General features: G+C 47.2%; 16 protein-coding genes and 1 tRNA gene. 14 read left to right on the top strand and 3 right to left on the bottom strand.

Features of this window, described 5'->3' with window-relative positions; translation table 11 throughout:
• The first annotated feature begins 173 nt into the window (after nucleotides 1-173).
• Entirely contained in the window at nucleotides 174-2,177 is a 2,004-nt protein-coding gene (dnaX, locus tag CYJ98_RS06905) for a DNA polymerase III subunit gamma/tau (protein ID WP_101755259.1), read from the top strand.
• A gap of 89 nt (nucleotides 2,178-2,266) precedes the next feature.
• Nucleotides 2,267-2,602, top strand: coding sequence for a YbaB/EbfC family nucleoid-associated protein (locus CYJ98_RS06900; RefSeq protein ID WP_101755260.1), 336 nt, complete (start codon nucleotides 2,267-2,269; stop codon nucleotides 2,600-2,602).
• A 147-nt stretch (nucleotides 2,603-2,749) separates the two neighbouring features.
• Here CYJ98_RS06900 and CYJ98_RS06895 read toward each other — a convergent pair.
• Together CYJ98_RS06895 and CYJ98_RS06890 are read right to left on the bottom strand one after the other, a co-directional pair.
• Nucleotides 2,750-2,825 (bottom strand) — tRNA-Asn (locus CYJ98_RS06895).
• 138 nt (nucleotides 2,826-2,963) lie between these two features.
• Nucleotides 2,964-3,455: a NemA protein gene (locus CYJ98_RS06890; protein WP_101755261.1), complete on the bottom strand. Its 492-nt coding sequence runs from the start codon at nucleotides 3,453-3,455 to the stop codon at nucleotides 2,964-2,966.
• Nucleotides 3,456-3,635: 180 nt separating this feature from the next.
• Between CYJ98_RS06890 and dapF the strand changes: the two genes are divergently transcribed.
• The 4 genes from dapF to CYJ98_RS06870 all read left to right on the top strand — a co-directional run bounded on the left by dapF (nucleotide 3,636) and on the right by CYJ98_RS06870 (nucleotide 6,780).
• Nucleotides 3,636-4,487: a diaminopimelate epimerase gene (gene dapF / locus CYJ98_RS06885; protein ID WP_101755262.1), complete on the top strand. Its 852-nt coding sequence runs from the start codon at nucleotides 3,636-3,638 to the stop codon at nucleotides 4,485-4,487.
• Nucleotides 4,484-5,086 carry a hypothetical protein gene (locus CYJ98_RS06880; RefSeq protein ID WP_101755263.1) on the top strand — a complete coding sequence of 201 codons (603 nt, stop codon included), beginning with the start codon at nucleotides 4,484-4,486 and terminating at the stop codon, nucleotides 5,084-5,086. Before dapF ends, CYJ98_RS06880 begins: the two co-directional genes overlap by 4 nt.
• A gap of 106 nt (nucleotides 5,087-5,192) precedes the next feature.
• Complete coding sequence (cysK, locus tag CYJ98_RS06875; RefSeq protein ID WP_101755264.1) at nucleotides 5,193-6,125, top strand: cysteine synthase A; 933 nt, start codon at nucleotides 5,193-5,195, stop codon at nucleotides 6,123-6,125.
• A gap of 154 nt (nucleotides 6,126-6,279) precedes the next feature.
• Entirely contained in the window at nucleotides 6,280-6,780 is a 501-nt protein-coding gene (locus CYJ98_RS06870) for a membrane lipoprotein lipid attachment site-containing protein (RefSeq protein WP_419150071.1), read from the top strand.
• A gap of 822 nt (nucleotides 6,781-7,602) precedes the next feature.
• Here CYJ98_RS06870 and CYJ98_RS06865 read toward each other — a convergent pair.
• Nucleotides 7,603-7,986, bottom strand: coding sequence for a YkvA family protein (locus CYJ98_RS06865; protein ID WP_167382854.1), 384 nt, complete (start codon nucleotides 7,984-7,986; stop codon nucleotides 7,603-7,605).
• A gap of 462 nt (nucleotides 7,987-8,448) precedes the next feature.
• Here CYJ98_RS06865 and sdhC point away from each other — a divergent pair, with 462 nt between their 5' ends.
• The 8 genes from sdhC (at nucleotide 8,449) to odhB (ending at nucleotide 17,733) form a co-directional block, all read left to right on the top strand.
• Nucleotides 8,449-8,826, top strand: coding sequence for a succinate dehydrogenase, cytochrome b556 subunit (sdhC, locus tag CYJ98_RS06860; RefSeq protein ID WP_003686156.1), 378 nt, complete (start codon nucleotides 8,449-8,451; stop codon nucleotides 8,824-8,826).
• On the top strand, nucleotides 8,820-9,161 hold the full coding sequence (gene sdhD / locus CYJ98_RS06855; RefSeq protein ID WP_003678837.1) for a succinate dehydrogenase, hydrophobic membrane anchor protein: 342 nt from the start codon (nucleotides 8,820-8,822) through the stop codon (nucleotides 9,159-9,161). Before sdhC ends, sdhD begins: the two co-directional genes overlap by 7 nt.
• A 2-nt stretch (nucleotides 9,162-9,163) precedes the next feature.
• On the top strand, nucleotides 9,164-10,927 hold the full coding sequence (gene sdhA / locus CYJ98_RS06850) for a succinate dehydrogenase flavoprotein subunit (protein ID WP_101755267.1): 1,764 nt from the start codon (nucleotides 9,164-9,166) through the stop codon (nucleotides 10,925-10,927).
• Between the two features lie 119 nt (nucleotides 10,928-11,046).
• Entirely contained in the window at nucleotides 11,047-11,754 is a 708-nt protein-coding gene (locus CYJ98_RS06845) for a succinate dehydrogenase iron-sulfur subunit (protein ID WP_003678833.1), read from the top strand.
• Nucleotides 11,755-11,757: 3 nt separating this feature from the next.
• Entirely contained in the window at nucleotides 11,758-12,006 is a 249-nt protein-coding gene (locus tag CYJ98_RS06840; protein ID WP_003678830.1) for a succinate dehydrogenase assembly factor 2, read from the top strand.
• Between the two features lie 124 nt (nucleotides 12,007-12,130).
• On the top strand, nucleotides 12,131-13,414 hold the full coding sequence (gltA, locus tag CYJ98_RS06835) for a citrate synthase (protein ID WP_063068027.1): 1,284 nt from the start codon (nucleotides 12,131-12,133) through the stop codon (nucleotides 13,412-13,414).
• 209 nt (nucleotides 13,415-13,623) lie between these two features.
• Nucleotides 13,624-16,452 carry a 2-oxoglutarate dehydrogenase E1 component gene (locus CYJ98_RS06830; RefSeq protein WP_101755268.1) on the top strand — a complete coding sequence of 943 codons (2,829 nt, stop codon included), beginning with the start codon at nucleotides 13,624-13,626 and terminating at the stop codon, nucleotides 16,450-16,452.
• Between the two features lie 99 nt (nucleotides 16,453-16,551).
• Nucleotides 16,552-17,733 (top strand): 2-oxoglutarate dehydrogenase complex dihydrolipoyllysine-residue succinyltransferase, encoded by a 1,182-nt coding sequence (odhB, locus tag CYJ98_RS06825; protein WP_063075931.1) that lies wholly within the window; start codon nucleotides 16,552-16,554, stop codon nucleotides 17,731-17,733.
• Nucleotides 17,734-17,988 lie beyond the last annotated feature (255 nt).

Genomic DNA, 17,988 nt, shown 5'->3' with positions numbered 1-17,988 from the left:
TCATTTGTGTAGCATTCTAACATTGCAATGACATGCTGTCGCTGTCGGCTTGATAGAAAATCCTTAATAAAAATCAAAAAAATGCTAGAATATATGCCATTTTCTGAGGCTGTCTGAAAAGCGGATCATTCTTTTCAGACGGCCTTCCAATTTATTTCCCGTAGAGAAACAACATGGCTTATCAAGTTCTTGCACGAAAATGGCGCCCGAAAACCTTTGCCGATTTGGTCGGTCAGGAACACGTCGTCAAAGCCCTGCGCAATGCGCTGGACGAAGGCCGTCTGCACCATGCCTATCTGCTGACAGGGACACGCGGTGTGGGTAAGACCACGATTGCCAGGATTTTGGCCAAGAGCCTGAACTGCGAAAATGCCGTGCATGGCGAGCCGTGCGGTCAGTGTGAGAGCTGTACGCAAATCGACAGCGGTCGTTATGTGGATTTATTGGAAATCGACGCGGCATCAAATACCGGTATCGACAATATCCGCGAAGTGTTGGAAAACGCGCAATATGCGCCGACAGCGGGTAAATACAAAGTCTATATCATCGACGAAGTGCATATGCTTTCCAAAAGCGCGTTCAATGCCATGCTGAAGACTTTGGAAGAGCCACCTGAACATGTCAAATTTATTTTAGCGACCACCGATCCGCACAAAGTCCCCATTACCGTATTGAGCCGCTGTTTGCAGTTTGTTTTGCGCAACATGACAACCCAGCAGGTTGCAGAGCATTTGGCACATGTTTTGGACCGTGAAAACGTTCCTTATCAGCCGCAGGCCTTGCAGCTTTTAGGGCGTGCCGCCGCCGGCTCGATGCGCGATGCGTTGAGCCTTTTGGATCAGGCGATTGCCATGGGTTCGGGTAAAGTGGCCGAACAAGATGTCCGCCAGATGATCGGAGCGGTCGATAAACAATACTTGTTTGAATTGCTTGAAGGAATCATCAATCAAAACGGTGAGGCCTTGCTGGAAAAAGCTCAGGAAATGTCCGCCAGAGCGATTGGTTTTGACAGCGCATTGGCAGAGTTGGCCATGCTGTTGCAGCGTTTGGCTTTGATTCAAACCATTCCTTCCGCCTTGGCAAATGACGACCCTGAACGTGAAACCTTGCTTCGTTTAAGTCAGGCCTTGAGTGGCGAGCAGATTCAGCTTTATTATCAATGTGCTATTCATGGCAAACAGGATTTGCCGCTGGCTCCGGACGAATATGCCGGTTTTGTCATGACGCTTTTGCGCATGCTTGCATTTGCGCCGTTGGCCGCTTCGGGTTGCGATACGCAAAGTCAGATTGAACACACGGATTTGCATTCCGACCATCAGAAAGCTGAGGCTGAAAAAAAGCCTTTTCAGCTGCCGAAATCTGAGCCGATAGCAGCATCGGCGGTTGAGAAAGAGGCTGTTCCGAGCAAACAAGATACCGTTGAAAGGCCGTCTGAAGAAACAGTTCAGCTTGTTCAGCAACAACAGGCGGATGTACCGCCTTGGGAGGAAATGCCGAGCCACGTATCGGCTGAGCCGCCTCAAATTCAAGCGACGCAGAAGCAAGAAACTGCGGAACCATTGCCTGTTGCAAAAGTTCAGACGCCCCCTGAGCCGGAAACATATCCGCACATGGATGAGGAAATTCCGCCTCCGTATTTTGATGAAGCATATGCATATGAAGATTCACACCGTGCTGATGTAATGGAAGTACCGCAGCCGGTTGCATCTGCTGAGTCTGAAGAAGAGGAGGGAGATGAAGAAGAGCTTCAGTTCGCTCCCTTGCCTGAGTTTAAAACAGAGAATTGGCATAGCATTATCGAACGCTTCGCCCGTAAATTAGGCGCGGCGCAGATGTTGGCGCAAAATGCGGCATGGACGAGTTATGATGCGGAAGCAGGTTTAATCATGCTGTCGTTGACGGATGAGGCCAAAGCCACTGCCAATAAAGAGCGCTTGGATAAAATCTGCCAGACGTTGAGCGAGGCCTATCATCTTGGCAATTTAAGGCTGCAAACCGAGCCTTGGCAAGATGATAAAGGCTGGGAAACGCCGGTGATGCGCCGTAAACGTATTCAAGAAGAAGGGCGGCAGCAGGCGCAAGATTTGCTGGAAGCGGATACGACGGCGCAGAAAATCTTGCAAACCTTTGAAGCGCAATGGCTGCCGGATTCTTTAGAATTGGCAGGACATTCTTAACATACTGATATACAAGGCCGTCTGAAAGGCAATAGCGTTTTCAGACGGCACGAGTGAAACCCATTTATTCAAACCCATAGGAGTAAAACATGTTTGGAAAAGCCGGATTAGGCGGCCTGATGAAACAGGCCCAACAAATGCAGGAAAACATGAAAAAGGCACAAGCCAAGTTGGCTGAAACCGAAGTTGAAGGTGAAGCAGGCAATGGTTTGGTGAAAGTCGTGATGACCTGTTCCCACGTTGTCCGCAAACTTGAAATCAGCCCTGATTTGATTCAAGAGGCTGCTGACGATAAAGAAATGCTGGAAGATTTGGTATTGGCCGCCATCAATGCCACTTCTGAAAAAGCCGAAGAAACCACCAATAAAACCATGGGCGCATTCACCCAAGGCCTGCCAGCAGGCATGGGCGATTTCTTCCGTTGATTTAAAATCAATAAAAGGCCGTCTGAAGCCAGATTTGGGTTTCAGATGGCCTTTTTTATTATGAGGATTCAGGGCTTTCTTTGGGGAAGAACAATCGTTCTTTATTGATGTAAAAAAGCCTGAACAGAAGTTCAGGCTTTTAAAATTTGGCTCCCCGACCTGGGCTCGAACCAGGGACCTGCGGATTAACAGTCCGTCGCTCTACCGACTGAGCTATCGGGGAATGGGGCGTATTATAATGGCTGGAAAAAATGTGTCAATCCATATTTTCAAGAAAATGGTGCAAAATATTTCAAATGTTTGAATGTTAAAAATATTTTGTAATCAAGTTTCACAGGCTTTCAGCCGTTTCAGACGGCCTTTAGTATTTGGCGTTAACCAATTTGCCGTTTTGGAACACTTGCTGCTGCATCACGGTGCCGTTGTAGGCGTAAGTGGTCAGCGAGCCGTTGCTTGGCGTGGCGCGGAACTGCATCAGCTGGTTGCGGCTGAGGACGTAGGGGTCCGTGCGTTTTTGGCTGTTGTCGCTGTAAAAGTCTTGGACGACGTATTCGTTGTTGCGTTTGCTGATCAGTTGGCGATGGAAGCCGCCTTTGACTGCGCTGTTGCTGGGTGTGCCGTGTGCATCAAAATAGGTCACGATTTGTTCTTCTGAGATACGGATGCCGTCTGAATCCGTGCCTTTGGTGGTTTTGGTTTTATCCAAGCCGACAGGGATGTTGATGGATGTACCCAGGCCGACGTGGCGGCCGATGCCGGTGCCGACACCTAAGCCGACGGAAACACCTGGCGTGCCGACTGTACATGCGCTGAGTGAAGCGGCCAAAAGGACAGGTAAGAGAACTTTTTTCATAATGTGTATCCTTGTAATAAGAAATGTTTGTAATGTTGGAAGTATAGTATTTTTGCGGGGTGGCTGGTGTTAGTATTGGTAAAAGGACGCAATGCCGTCTGAAAAACAAGATAGAAACGGATATATCATTCTGGTGTAGAATGTGCCGGAATAATGATTTAATAAGAATGTGAATGAATAATGAAAACTTTAAAATTTACGAAGATGCACGGCTTGGGCAATGATTTTATGGTGGTCAATGCCATCGAGCAGGACTTTGATCCGTTGGCTGTGCCGCTTGCCCAATGGGCAGACCGCTATCGCGGCGTGGGATTTGATCAGTTTTTGGTGGTGGAGAAGCCTTCTTCTGATGCGGTCGATTTTCGGTATCGTATTTTCAATGCGGATGGTCGGGAAGTAGAGCAGTGCGGCAATGGTGCGCGTTGTTTTGCGCGTTTTGTCGCGGATAAGGGTTTGACGGATAAAACGGAAATTTTGGTTGAAACGGCCAAAGGGATTATTGTGCCGAAGCTGTTGGATAACGGTTTGGTTACCGTCAATATGGGTAAACCGCGTTTCATGCCGTCTGAAATTCCGTTTGTGCCTGCACATGGTGAAAATGAAGATGCGCTGACACATATTGTCTTGGTCGGTTTGGAGTCTGTACCGGTAAGCTGTGTGAATATGGGTAATCCGCATGCGGTAATTTTGGTTGATAATGTTGAAACCGCACCGGTGGAGCATTGGGGCGGCGCTATTGAATCGCACGAGCAGTTTCCTGAACGGGTCAATGTCGGCTTTTTGCAGGTTGAAGATGAGTTGTCAGTCCGCCTGCGCGTGTTTGAACGCGGGGTGGGGGAAACTCAGGCTTGCGGCACTGGAGCGTGTGCGGCCGTGGTGGCAGGCGTGCGCAATGGCTTGCTGAAAGCGGGTGCGCCTGTGCGTGTTACTCTGCCTGGGGGCGAACTGTTTATCAGTTGGGAAGAAGGCGGCGATGTGCAAATGACCGGCCCTGCTGAAACCGTTTTTGAAGGCGAGTTGCAGTATTCATGATGGTTTCTTTGGATTTTTGGTTTGCCGTCGCGTATGCTGCGGTATCGTTGGCATTTATTTTTCGCGCACAGCGGTTTCAATGGCTTTGGGCTACGGTGTTGTTGTGGCTGGGGATTTCGGCACTGGGCGCACGCTTGTTGCCTGGAATGTGGGGCTTTACGCATACAGGCCCTTTGTTCATCCCTCATTTTTATCTGACAATCGCCAGTATTTTCTTCTTTATCGATGACTGCAGTAAAACGGAAGACAAAAAGTTTTGGTCGGCAGGCGAATATGCCGGTTTGACCTTATTTGCGGTTTCCAATGTCGTCATGACTTTGGCTTTTGTTTTCTTGGCAGGCGTGGTTTATTTCATCTTGCCGCTGGCAGGCTCGGTTTTTGCATGGGCGGCCTTGCTGAAAATTTATGCTTTGAAACCCATTTATTGGTTTGCATTGCAGGGCGTGTTGATGCTGGTGTTTTATCTGCACCGTGTGGTTGTTTGCAAGCAGCCTGCCTCTCTTTTCAGTATGCGGCAGATGTGGGCAGGCTGGATGGTTGCCGTCGTGATGCAGGCTGTGGTTGCTGTTGCATTGATTTTTGAGCGAAGTGGATATTGACCGCGCTTGAACCAAAAGTTATAAAGAAAGAAATTTTCGATATTGGTTTTTCAGACGGCCTGAGTTTAATATGCAGGCTGTATTACATCTAAATCAGGAGCAGGAAATGAAAATTGCAAATAATATTACCGAGCTGATCGGCAACACACCTCTGGTGAAACTGAACCGCCTGACCGAAGGTTTAAAAGCACAAATCGCCGTTAAACTTGAATTTTTCAATCCGGGCAGCAGCGTAAAAGACCGTATTGCCGAAGCCATGATTGAAGCGGCCGAGCAAGCCGGTAAAATCAATAAAGATACCGTTATCGTTGAGGCGACCAGCGGTAATACCGGTATCGGTTTGGCAATGGTGTGTGCGGCCCGCGGTTATAAATTGGCGATTACTATGCCTGAAAGCATGAGTAAAGAACGCAAAATGCTGTTGCGTGCATTCGGTGCAGAGCTGATTTTGACACCGGCTGCCGAAGGTATGGCAGGCGCTATCGCTAAAGCCCAGTCTTTGGTGGACGAACATCCAGATACTTACTTTATGCCGCGCCAATTTGATAACGAGGCTAATCCTGAAGTTCACCGCAAAACCACTGCCGAAGAAATTTGGCGTGATACAGACGGCCAAGTTGATATTTTCGTGGCCGGTGTAGGTACGGGCGGTACAATTACCGGCGTGGGCGAAGTGTTGAAAAAATACAAACCCGAAGTTCAAATCGTGGCTGTCGAGCCTGAAGCTTCCCCAGTATTGAGCGGTGGCGAGAAAGGACCGCATCCGATTCAAGGTTTGGGTGCAGGCTTTATCCCCAGCGTTTTGAATACGACTGTTTACGACAGCATTTCCAAAGTACCTAACGAGGCAGCGTTTGAAACTGCGCGCGCTATGGCTGAAAAAGAAGGCATTTTGGTAGGCATTTCTTCCGGTGCTGCGGTATGGAGCGCATTGCAATTGGCCAAAAAACCTGAAAACGAAGGCAAGCTGATTGTTGTCTTGTTGCCATCGTATGGCGAACGCTATCTTTCTACGCCTCTGTTTGCCGATTTGGCATAATATAGGATTGTTGTTAAAAGGCCGTTTTCAGACGGCCTTTTTTGCGTATGGGCTTGAGATATCGTATGAAATCTGTTGTAATTCAGTTAATCTGTTTTAAATACCGTTATTCAAAAGTTGGTTTCTTCAACGAATCATGCTTATAATGCGCATTATGAAAAAATACATTCTTCCTATCCTTGCCGTAGCGGTACTTGCCGGTTGTGAATCGATTTATGTTCCAACATTGAAAGAAGTGCCAGTTCGACCAACCAATGTCAAAAAGCCTAAGGCTGATTCACAAGTTTCAGCCAGCGGTTATCATTTGGCTCCTTCGCATTGGGCAGATGTTTCCAAGATTCATGATGAAGCACGTCGCTTGAGTACCCAAGTGAGCCAAGGTAGTCTGACCAAAGTTCAGGCTGCACAATATTTGAACCGCTTCCGTATCCAACAAGTGGGACGCAACTCTGTCGATGACAGTATGTACGAAGTTTATCTGCGTTCTGCCGTTGACAGCCAACGTGGTGAAATTACTACCGAGCAATCCAAACAGTACATCCAAGGTGCTTTGCGCGGTTGGCAGCAACGTTGGAAAAACATGGATACCAAGCCAAGCAATCCTGCGTTTACCAACTTCCTGATGGAAGTTATGGGTATGCAGCCTTTGAAATAAAAAAGTCATAAACCGAGAAGGCCATCTGAATATTCAGACGGCCTTCTTTTTATATGTATGTGTGTCGTTGAATTCTATTTAATATTATGTTTTTAAAATTTCAAAACAAACAACAGCGTTTTTTCTATTTATTGACTACGGCTGTTTTTATTTCAGTCGTTATGGTTATATGGTCTTATGCATGGTCGAAATATTTTGATTTAGGAGCGAATGAGTCAAGAGAGGCTGTAGAAATTGCAGGATTGAGTCTGTTATTGCAGTTTTTTTTATGCCTACCCTATTTTTGTTTCAAGAGATATATTTTTACTTCTCTTGCGATTACATCGATTATTAATGGAGTATATCTGTATTTGTATTGGATGTCTTCTACGCCTCCCTGTTGCGGAGATATGGGGCAGGGTTTGATGACTATGCTGTATATGTTTATTTCAGGTATATATTTCGTTGTTTCATGTGGGATTATTATTGACTATTTGTATTCTAAGAAGGTTCAAAAAAATAGGAAGTCATCATAAGTTGAGATATGATGGAGAAAAGGCCGTCTGAAATCTAGATTTTAGGTTTCAGACGGCCTTTTATTTTGCTGTATTGTAAACGTTGTTTGCCGATGCAACACAAGTCTGTCTGTTCTAGTGGTGCACGATATCGCCAGTAATAAACCTATAAGGTTTTTCGAAGTGAAATTCTTACACTGTGAGAGCTAAGGTCAGGGATTTACCCTGGCTGTTGTTAAGGTAGGCTGAAAGTGCAGAGTGGTTTTTCATAGGCGATTTAGGTGTATTTGAAGAAAAAGTGTGTCCGACTTGTGGTCGGTGCATGTTGTTAAGAACCAAACAGCTTGTCAGCCGCTTGACGGGCTTTTTCTTGAATATCTTCGGTCAGATAGTTTTTCATCTGAGAATAAACCAGCGCAATGACGGCAATGTCATCGCTGAAGCCAAATGGAATCAGAAGGTCGGGAATGCTGTCGATAGGGCTGAGGAAATAAACCAGTGCGCCGACAATAATCATTTTGGCCCGTTTGGGCGTGTGTTCGGATTCCCAAAGGTAATAAAGTGCATAAAGTTGACGGACGACAGGTTTGCCCAGACGGCCGGCAAAGCGTCCGAGTTTTTTCATAAAGCTGGATGTGTCTAAGTTTCGACGGCGGAAGGAAGGGATGTAGTCTTTCGGATCGGGTGTGTTTTGATGAGGGGAGTGTGTCATGATGCAGCTTCCTTATAAGGTATGGAAACATTGTTGGTATTTCACTGTATTTTAATCCATCTAGGGATAGATGAAATGTCTTTGAATGTATAACTATGTAAGAGTAGTGGTGATAATGCAATGATAATAAGTTAAGAATGGCTTATGCCTTTGTAAAGATTAGGTATCAAGAGTGAGAATTTATCTCACAATAGATACAATTCTCAAACAATAATGATGTTATCGTAAGTGCTTTGATGGGGAGATGGCTTAATTGCAGGAAAGTAACAAAAAAGGCTAGCCACGCAAAAAAAAATCTAAGAATGATTGTTTGATTTTATTAGTCTTTTGGTAAAAATCATTAGAGCATTCATAAATTGCACTGTTCAAAATGAGATAAAACAGGTAAATTATGGTTTATGTAGCTTATTGTAGTGCTGAGCTATAGGTTTTGAGCTGATAATAAATCTAGAGGAACTGACCATGTCCGCCAAATCACGCCCGGTATTTTTGGAAATTCCGAATATCCGATTGCCCATACCGGGGATTGTATCTATTCTTCACCGTATCAGCGGCGTCGGCTTGTTTGTGATGCTGCCTGTTCTCTTGTATTTCTTCTCTGGAACGCTGGATCGCGAAGCGTCGTTTGAAGCATATCGTTCTGCTATCTCCAATCCGTTTGTGAAGCTGATCCTTATCGGTCTGTTGTGGGCATATCTGCACCACTTTTTCGCCGGTATCCGCTTTCTGTTTTTGGATGTACACAAAGGCTTGGAATTAAATACTGCCCGTGCTACTGCTAAAGTTGTATTTGCTTCTGCTTTGATTCTGACCGTCGTTTTGGGAGCTTTGTTATGGTAGAACGTAAATTGACAGGTGCGCATTACGGTTTGCGCGATTGGGCAATGCAACGTGCAACTGCGGTCATCATGTTGGTGTACACCGTGGTTCTTTTGGTTGTTTTGTTTACGTTACCTAAAGAGTATTCGGCATGGCAGGCATTTTTTGATCAAACTTGGGTAAAAGTATTTACCCAAGTGAGCTTCTTGGCCGTATTCCTGCATGCATGGGTAGGTATCCGCGATTTGTGGATGGACTACATTAAGCCTTTCGGCCTGCGTTTGTTTTTACAAGTTGCCACCATCGTTTGGTTGGTAGGCTGCTTGGTGTATTCAGTTAAAGTAATTTGGGGGTAAATATGAGTTTTCCTGTTCGCAAGTTTGATGCCGTGATTGTTGGCGGTGGTGGTGCAGGTTTACGCGCAGCCCTCCAATTGTCTAAATCCGGCCTGAATTGTGCTGTTTTGTCTAAAGTGTTCCCAACCCGTTCTCATACTGTAGCGGCTCAAGGTGGTATTTCTGCTTCATTGGGTAATGTGCAGGAAGACCGTTGGGATTGGCACATGTACGATACCGTAAAAGGTTCCGACTGGTTGGGTGACCAAGATGCGATTGAGTTTATGTGTCGCGCCGCGCCTGAAGCCGTAATTGAGTTGGAGCACATGGGTATGCCTTTTGACCGTGTGGAAAGTGGCAAAATCTACCAACGTCCTTTCGGCGGTCATACTGCCGAACACGGTAAACGTGCGGTAGAACGTGCATGTGCAGTTGCCGACCGTACCGGCCATGCGATGTTGCATACTTTGTACCAACAAAACGTCCGTGCCAATACACAATTCTTTGTGGAGTGGACGGCGCAAGATTTGATTCGTGATGAAAACGGCGACGTCGTCGGTGTAACCGCCATGGAAATGGAAACCGGCGAAGTTTATATTTTCCACGCTAAAGCTGTGATGTTTGCTACCGGTGGTGGCGGTCGTATTTATGCTTCTTCTACCAATGCTTATATGAATACCGGTGATGGTTTGGGCATTTGTGCCCGTGCAGGTATTCCGTTGGAAGACATGGAATTCTGGCAATTCCACCCGACCGGTGTAGCCGGTGCCGGTGTATTGATCACCGAGGGTGTACGCGGTGAGGGCGGTATTCTGTTAAATGCCGACGGCGAACGCTTTATGGAACGTTACGCTCCAACCGTAAAAGACTTGGCTTCCCGTGACGTGGTTTCCCGTGCGATGGCGATGGAAATCTACGAAGGTCGCGGCTGCGGTAAAAACAAAGACCACGTATTGCTGAAAATTGACCATATCGGTGCAGAAAAAATTATGGAAAAACTGCCGGGCATCCGCGAGATTTCCATTCAGTTTGCTGGTATTGACCCGATTAAAGACCCGATTCCTGTTGTGCCGACTACCCACTACATGATGGGCGGTATTCCGACCAACTACCACGGCGAAGTTGTTGTTCCGCAAGGTGAAGATTACGAAGTGCCTGTAAAAGGCCTGTATGCAGCAGGTGAGTGCGCTTGTGCTTCCGTACACGGTGCGAACCGCTTGGGTACCAACTCCCTGTTGGACTTGGTGGTATTCGGTAAAGCTGCCGGCGACAGTATGATTAAATTCATCAAAGAGCAAAGCGACTGGAAACCTCTGCCTGCTAATGCCGGTGAATTGACCCGCCAACGTATCGAGCGTTTGGACAACCAAACCGATGGTGAAAACGTTGATGCATTGCGTCGCGAACTGCAACGCTCCGTACAACTGCATGCCGGTGTGTTCCGTACCGATGAGATTCTGAGCAAAGGCGTTCGAGAAATCATGGAGATTGCCGAGCGCGTGAAACGTACTGAAATCAAAGACAAGAGCAAAGTATGGAATACCGCGCGTATCGAAGCTTTGGAATTGGATAATCTGATTGAAGTAGCGAAAGCGACTTTGGTGTCTGCCGAAGCACGTAAAGAATCGCGTGGCGCACACGCTTCAGACGACCATCCTGAGCGCGATGACGAAAACTGGATGAAACATACCCTGTATCATTCAGATACCAATACTTTGTCTTACAAACCGGTACATACCAAGCCTTTGAGCGTGGAATACATCAAACCGGCTAAACGCGTTTATTGATGAGTTTTCAGACGGCCTTTACCTTAAAGGCCGTCTGAAACCTAACCATACCCACATTGAACTGCTTGAATTCATAATACAAAATCATTGAGCAGTTTATGAGAAAAGGAACACTTCTCATGGAAAAAATGAGTTTTGAAATTTACCGTTACAACCCGGACGTTGATGCCAAACCTTATATGCAACGTTACGAGTTGGAATTGGAACCAACCGACGTTAAGCTTTTGGACGCTTTAGTGCGCCTGAAAGCACAAGACGATACATTGTCTTTCCGCCGTTCTTGCCGCGAAGGTATTTGCGGTTCTGACGGTATGAACATCAACGGTAAAAACGGCTTGGCATGTCTGACTGATTTGCGCAGCCTGAAACAGCCGGTCAAAATCCGTCCTTTGCCGGGTCTGCCTGTTATCCGCGACCTGATTGTGGACATGACCCAATTCTTCAAACAGTATCATTCCATCAAACCTTATGTTGTCAACGACAATCCGATTGATGCGGACAAAGAGCGTTTGCAAACTCAGGAAGAGCGTAAAGAGTTGGACGGTTTGTACGAATGTATTTTGTGTGCCTGCTGCTCGACTGCCTGCCCGTCATTCTGGTGGAATCCTGATAAATTCGTCGGTCCGTCCGGTTTGCTGAATGCTTACCGCTTCATTGCGGACAGCCGCGATACCATCACTAATGAGCGTTTGGACAATTTGAACGACCCATACCGTTTGTTCCGTTGTCACACCATTATGAACTGCGTAGACGTATGTCCTAAACACTTGAATCCGACCCGAGCCATCGGTAAGATTAAAGAGATTATGTTGAAACGAGCCGTTTAAGAAATGATGGTTTTTGACGATATTGCCAAACGGAAAATCCGTTTTCAAACCCGCCGGGGATTGTTGGAATTAGACTTAATCTTTGGTAGGTTTATGGAAAAAGAATTCGAGCACCTGAGTGATCAGGAGTTGTCCGAATTTTCCGAAATCCTCGAATTTCAAGACCAAGAGTTGCTTGCCTTGATTAACGGACATTCGGCGACGGACAAGAAACACCTGATTCCCATGCTTGAAAAAATCAGACAGGCATGACGTGTTATAGAGCTTGTTTGCGATGCCGATCCGAACAAGCTCTTTCCATACTGAGGCCGTCTGAAAAAAAGGACCGTGCCGCTTGGGCGGCAACGAAAGCCCCAACTTACAAAGGAGTTTAAGAATGTCTAAATCAGTCAAGCTCACCACCCCAAATCAAGAGACCTTGGAACTGCCAGTATTGGAAGCAAGTATCGGCCATGATGTGGTTGATATTCGTACTTTGACTAAAAATACAGGTCTGTTTTCCTTCGACCCCGGATTCGTGTCAACTGCAAGTTGCGAATCCAAAATCACTTATATTGATGGCGATGAAGGTCTGTTGTATTACCGTGGTTATCCTATCGAGCAGCTGGCCGAAAAATCCGATTACTTGGAAGTTTGCTATCTGTTGATTTACGGCGAACTGCCTACCTCTGAACAGAAAAAAGAATTTGATGCCACAGTGGGTCGCCATACTATGCTGCATGAACAGCTGACTTGGTTCTTCCGCGGTTTCCGTCGCGATGCGCATCCGATGGCGATGATGGTGGGTGTGGTTGGCGCGCTGTCTGCGTTTTATCAAGACAGCTTGGATATTACCAATCCTGAACACCGCAAAATTGCAATTTACCGCTTAATCTCCAAAATTCCGACAATTGCGGCAATGTGTTACCGTTATTCCAACGGTCTGCCGTTCAATTATCCAAAAAATAACCTTTCCTATGCTGAAAACTTCTTGCACATGATGTTCGCAACACCATGTGAAGAATACAAACCTAATCCAGTATTGGCTCGCGCGCTTGACCGCATCTTTATTTTGCATGCCGACCACGAGCAAAACGCCTCTACTTCGACTGTACGTTTGGCCGGCTCTTCTGGTGCAAATCCATTTGCCTGTATCGCTGCCGGTATCGCCTGTCTGTGGGGTGCCTCACACGGCGGTGCAAACGAAGCTGTGTTGAAGATGCTGGACGAAATCGGCGATGTGTCTAATGTTGCTGCATACATGGAAGGTGTGAAACAACGCAAATACCGTCTGATGGGCTTTGGTCACCGCGTATACCGCAATATGGACCCACGAGCCAACATCATGCGCGAAACCTGTTATGAAGTCTTGAAAGAATTGGGCTTGGAAGACAGTCCTAAATTCAAGCTGGCGATGGAATTGGAACAAATTGCACTGAAAGATCCATTCTTTGTTGAGCGCAAGCTGTATCCAAATGTCGATTTCTACTCCGGTATCGTCTTGTCCGCATTGGGCATTCCAACTGAAATGTTTACCGTTATCTTCGCATTGTCGCGCAGTGTAGGTTGGATTTCTCATTGGCATGAAATGATTAGCGATCCAGCACTGAAAATCGGTCGCCCACGTCAACTGTATACCGGTGCAGAACGTCGCGATTACGTTCCGGTAGATAAACGCTAATAGATAATACATTAATATATTGTTGAAAAGTCGTTTGAAAAAATCGAATTGCCGTTTTCAATGAGGTTGGTCGTAATTAATTAAGTTGATAGCAGGTAATTTGATTTGAAATAGGGTAGAATAAAGTGTCATTTCAGACGGCCTGAATTCCGTTCGGAGAACACGGGATTCTACCCTTTGTTTATATTTTAAAGAAAAGAGCTCACGCCATGATGGACGAAAAACTCAATTTCTCTTATCTGTTTGGTTCTAATGCGCCATACATCGAGGAGTTGTATGAAAAGTTTCTGGATAATCCGGAATCTGTCGATGAAAAATGGAAACAGTACTTTACCGATTTGAGTAAACAGCCGGGCGCAGTCGCTGTCGATGTTGCCCATACACCGATTCGTGAATCATTTGCCACTTTGGCTAAAAAGAAAATTGCCGCAGCCGTCGCAGGCGGTGTGGATGAGGCAATGATGAAAAAGCAAGTCAGCGTTTTGCGACTGATTTCTGCCTATCGTATCCAAGGCGTGGGTGCAGCCCAACTTGATCCGCTCAAACGTATTCCTCCTCAAAATATCGAAGCTCTCGATCCTAAATTCCACGGTCTGTCAGATGCCGATATGGCGCTTCAGTTCAATATGGGCGAGGGCGATTTTTCCGGTCAGAGCAAACTGCCTCTGTCCCAAATCATCAGTAACCTCAAACAAACCTACTGCGGCCATATCGCGGTAGAGTACATCTACATTCCAAATACCGAAGAGCGTCGCTGGGTTCGCAATTATTTTGAAAGCGTACTGTCTACGCCAAGCTACAACGTTGAACAAAAACGCCGTATCTTGAAAGAAATGACTGCCGCCGAAACTCTGGAACGCTACCTGCATACCAAATATGTCGGCCAAAAACGCTTTGGTGTAGAAGGCGGCGAAAGCGCGATTGCCGGTTTGAACTACCTGATTCAAAACGCCGGTAAAGACGGCGTGGAAGAAGTCATCATCGGTATGGCACACCGTGGCCGTCTGAATGTTTTGGTTAACATTTTGGGCAAAAAACCGGCTGATCTGTTTGCCGAATTTGAAGGCCGTGCTGAAATCAAATTGCCTAGCGGTGACGTGAAATACCACATGGGCTTTAGCTCCGACATTGCTACGCCGCACGGCCCGATGCACGTTTCTTTGGCATTCAACCCGTCACACTTGGAAATCGTTAACCCAGTAGTAGAAGGTTCTGCACGCGCCAAACAAAAACGTTTGGGCGAAAACGGCCGCGATAAAGTCTTGCCGGTATTGATTCACGGTGACTCCGCATTTATCGGTTTGGGTGTTAACCAAGCAACATTCAACCTGTCTAAAACACGCGGCTATACCACCGGCGGTACTGTTCACATCGTGATCAACAACCAAATCGGCTTTACCACTTCCGATACCCGCGATACCCGTTCTACCGTACACTGTACCGATATCGCGAAAATGGTTTCCGCTCCGGTTATCCACGTGAACGGCGATGACCCTGAACGCGTTTGCTTTGCTATCCAAGCCGCTTTGGATTACCGCAAAAAATTCCATAAAGACATCGTGGTCGACGTTGTCTGCTACCGTAAATGGGGCCACAACGAGGGCGATGATCCAACCCTGACCCAACCGATGATGTACAAAAAAGTATCGCAACACCCGGGTGCGCGTGCTTTGTACACCGAACAACTGATTGCCGAAGGCGTGGTAACCCAAGCTGAGGCTGACGGTTACATCCAAGCCTACCGTGATGCTTTGGACAAAGGCGAACATGTTGAACAAACAACTTTGAGCAACTTCCAACGCACACAAATCGACTGGAGCAAATACCAAGGCAAAGATTGGCGCGAAAAAATCGAAACCGGTTTGCCTGCCGCCGACATTGAGCGTCTTACTGAGAAATTCACCGCCGTACCGGAAGGCTTTGCCCTGCATTCGACTGCAAAACGTGTGATCGAAGCGCGTAAAGCCATGGCATCCGGCAAACAAGCCATCGACTGGGGTATGGCCGAAACCCTCGCATACGCAAGCCTGCTGACCAAAGGTCATGGCGTGCGTATCTCCGGTGAGGACTCCGGCCGCGGTACATTCTCACACCGTCATGCAGTATTGCACGATCAAAAACGCGAAAAATGGGACGACGGTACTTATGTTCCTCTGCGCAACATGGGCGAAGGCTTGGGCGAGTTCCTGGTTATCGACTCTATCTTGAACGAAGAAGCCGTGATGGCGTTCGAGTACGGCTTTGCCTGCTCCGCACCTGACAAGCTGACCATTTGGGAAGCTCAATTCGGTGACTTCGCCAACGGCGCGCAAGTGACTATTGATCAATTCCTGTCTTCAGGTGAAACCAAATGGGGTCGTTTGTGCGGCCTGACCACCATCCTGCCGCACGGCTACGACGGTCAAGGCCCTGAGCACTCTTCTGCACGCGTGGAACGTTGGTTGCAACTGTGTTCTGAGAACAATATGCAAGTCATCATGCCGTCTGAAGCGTCGCAAATGTTCCATCTCTTGCAACGTCAAGTCTTGGGTTCATACCGCAAACCGCTGGTGATTTTCATGTCCAAACGCCTGTTGCGCTTCAAAGGTGCAATGAGCCCGCTGGAAAACTTCACCGAAGGTTCGACTTTCCGTCCGGTTATCGGCGATACCGCAGAACGTGCAAGCAACGACAGCGTGAAACGCGTAGTATTGTGTGCTGGTCAGGTTTATTATGACTTGGAAGCTGGCCGTGCCGAGCGTAAACTGGAAGATGATGTTGCTATCGTCCGCGTTGAGCAGCTGTATCCATTCCCATACGAGGAGGTTAAAGCTGAGCTGGCGAAATATCCGAACGCAAAATCTGTGGTTTGGGCACAAGAAGAGCCGAAAAACCAAGGCGCGTTCTACCAAATCCGCCACCGCATCGAAGACGTTATCAGCGAAGAGCAAAAACTGTCTTATGCCGGTCGTCCAAGCAGCGCATCACCTGCAGTGGGCTACTCAAGCAAACACATTGCTCAATTGAAACAATTGGTTGAAGACGCTTTGGCATTGTAAACCAAGTAGCATTCCGTCTGAGTCTGCTCAGGCGGAATACCCATATGCAGAATTAAAAACACACAACAGGCCGTCTGAAAGGGCCATTGGAGACACAAAATGATTATTGATGTAAAAGTACCTATGCTGTCTGAAAGCGTATCTGAAGGCACGCTCTTGGAATGGAAGAAAAAAGTTGGCGAAGCCGTTGCCCGTGACGAAATCCTGATCGATATCGAAACTGACAAAGTGGTTTTGGAAGTACCTTCTCCACAAGCCGGCGTATTGGTTGAAATCGTAGCTCAAGACGGTGAAACCGTTGTTGCCGACCAAGTTTTGGCCCGTATCGATACAGCTGCTACCGCTGCCGCTGAAGCACCTGCAGCCGCTCCTGCCGAAGCAGCCCCAGCCGCCGCTCCTGCTGCTGCACAAAACAACGCCGCTATGCCTGCTGCCGCCAAACTGGCTGCCGAGACCGGTGTTGACGTGAACGCATTGCAAGGTTCCGGCCGTGACGGTCGCGTATTGAAAGAAGACGTACAAAATGCCGCTGCCAAACCTGCCGCAGCCGCTGCTCCTGCTGTTGCACTTCCTGCCGGCGCACGTCCAGAAGAACGCGTACCAATGAGCCGCCTGCGTGCCCGTGTTGCAGAACGCCTCTTGGCTTCTCAACAAGAAAACGCCATTCTGACTACATTCAACGAAGTCAACATGAAACCAATCATGGACTTGCGTGCGAAGTACAAAGATAAATTCGAGAAAGAACACGGCGTAAAACTGGGCTTTATGTCCTTCTTCGTTAAAGCCGCTGTTGCCGCCCTGAAAAAATACCCGGTTGTGAATGCTTCTGTTGACGGCAAAGACATCGTGTACCATGGCTACTTCGACATCGGTATCGCAATTGGCAGCCCACGCGGTTTGGTTGTGCCAATCCTGCGCGATGCCGACCAAATGAGCATTGCCGACATCGAACAAGCAATTGTTGATTACGCGAAAAAAGCAAAAGACGGCAAAATCGCTATCGAAGATCTGACCGGCGGTACATTCAGTATTACCAACGGCGGTACTTTCGGTTCTATGATGTCCACCCCGATCATCAACCCGCCTCAATCTGCGATTTTGGGTATGCACGCCACTAAAGAGCGCGCTGTAGTTGAAAACGGTCAAGTTGTTGTCCGTCCAATGATGTATCTGGCTCTGTCTTACGACCACCGTATCATCGACGGCCGCGAAGCTGTATTGACCTTGGTAGCCATTAAAGACGCGTTGGAAGACCCAGCTCGCCTGTTATTGGATCTGTAATCGTTTCAGACGGCCTTTTATTTGTTAATGAAAAGGCCGTCTGAATTTTTATTTAGATGTAGCGTAATGTAGTATCGTGCTACAATAGGCTCAACGAACGATTGAGGCCGTCTGAAACATTTGATTCGAATGAATCGACAGATATGGACTTTCAGACGGCCTTTTCTTAAAACCATCAAAACGCAGTCATTCAAAATAAAAAAGAAACGAAAAGTATCGTTTTTATTTTGAGATACTGCTAAAAGCAAAGGATGA

It is taken from the genome of Neisseria perflava, from assembly GCF_002863305.2.
GTDB classification, from domain to species: domain Bacteria; phylum Pseudomonadota; class Gammaproteobacteria; order Burkholderiales; family Neisseriaceae; genus Neisseria; species Neisseria perflava_A.
The sequence above is the reverse complement of the archived record's forward strand: the minus strand, read 5'-3'. Positions and strand labels throughout refer to the sequence as shown.

Bases quoted from the DNA above. Each gene is read 5' to 3' on its own strand.
- dnaX (WP_101755259.1), top strand. From the start codon at position 174: ATGGCTTATCAAGTTCTTGCACGAAAATGGCGCCCGAAAACCTTTGCC.
- CYJ98_RS06900 (WP_101755260.1), top strand. From the start codon at position 2,267: ATGTTTGGAAAAGCCGGATTAGGCGGCCTGATGAAACAGGCCCAACAA.
- CYJ98_RS06890 (WP_101755261.1), bottom strand. From the start codon at position 3,455: ATGAAAAAAGTTCTCTTACCTGTCCTTTTGGCCGCTTCACTCAGCGCA.
- dapF (WP_101755262.1), top strand. From the start codon at position 3,636: ATGAAAACTTTAAAATTTACGAAGATGCACGGCTTGGGCAATGATTTT.
- CYJ98_RS06880 (WP_101755263.1), top strand. From the start codon at position 4,484: ATGATGGTTTCTTTGGATTTTTGGTTTGCCGTCGCGTATGCTGCGGTA.
- cysK (WP_101755264.1), top strand. From the start codon at position 5,193: ATGAAAATTGCAAATAATATTACCGAGCTGATCGGCAACACACCTCTG.
- CYJ98_RS06870 (WP_419150071.1), top strand. From the start codon at position 6,280: ATGAAAAAATACATTCTTCCTATCCTTGCCGTAGCGGTACTTGCCGGT.
- CYJ98_RS06865 (WP_167382854.1), bottom strand. From the start codon at position 7,986: ATGACACACTCCCCTCATCAAAACACACCCGATCCGAAAGACTACATC.
- sdhC (WP_003686156.1), top strand. From the start codon at position 8,449: ATGTCCGCCAAATCACGCCCGGTATTTTTGGAAATTCCGAATATCCGA.
- sdhD (WP_003678837.1), top strand. From the start codon at position 8,820: ATGGTAGAACGTAAATTGACAGGTGCGCATTACGGTTTGCGCGATTGG.
- sdhA (WP_101755267.1), top strand. From the start codon at position 9,164: ATGAGTTTTCCTGTTCGCAAGTTTGATGCCGTGATTGTTGGCGGTGGT.
- CYJ98_RS06845 (WP_003678833.1), top strand. From the start codon at position 11,047: ATGGAAAAAATGAGTTTTGAAATTTACCGTTACAACCCGGACGTTGAT.
- CYJ98_RS06840 (WP_003678830.1), top strand. From the start codon at position 11,758: ATGATGGTTTTTGACGATATTGCCAAACGGAAAATCCGTTTTCAAACC.
- gltA (WP_063068027.1), top strand. From the start codon at position 12,131: ATGTCTAAATCAGTCAAGCTCACCACCCCAAATCAAGAGACCTTGGAA.
- CYJ98_RS06830 (WP_101755268.1), top strand. From the start codon at position 13,624: ATGATGGACGAAAAACTCAATTTCTCTTATCTGTTTGGTTCTAATGCG.
- odhB (WP_063075931.1), top strand. From the start codon at position 16,552: ATGATTATTGATGTAAAAGTACCTATGCTGTCTGAAAGCGTATCTGAA.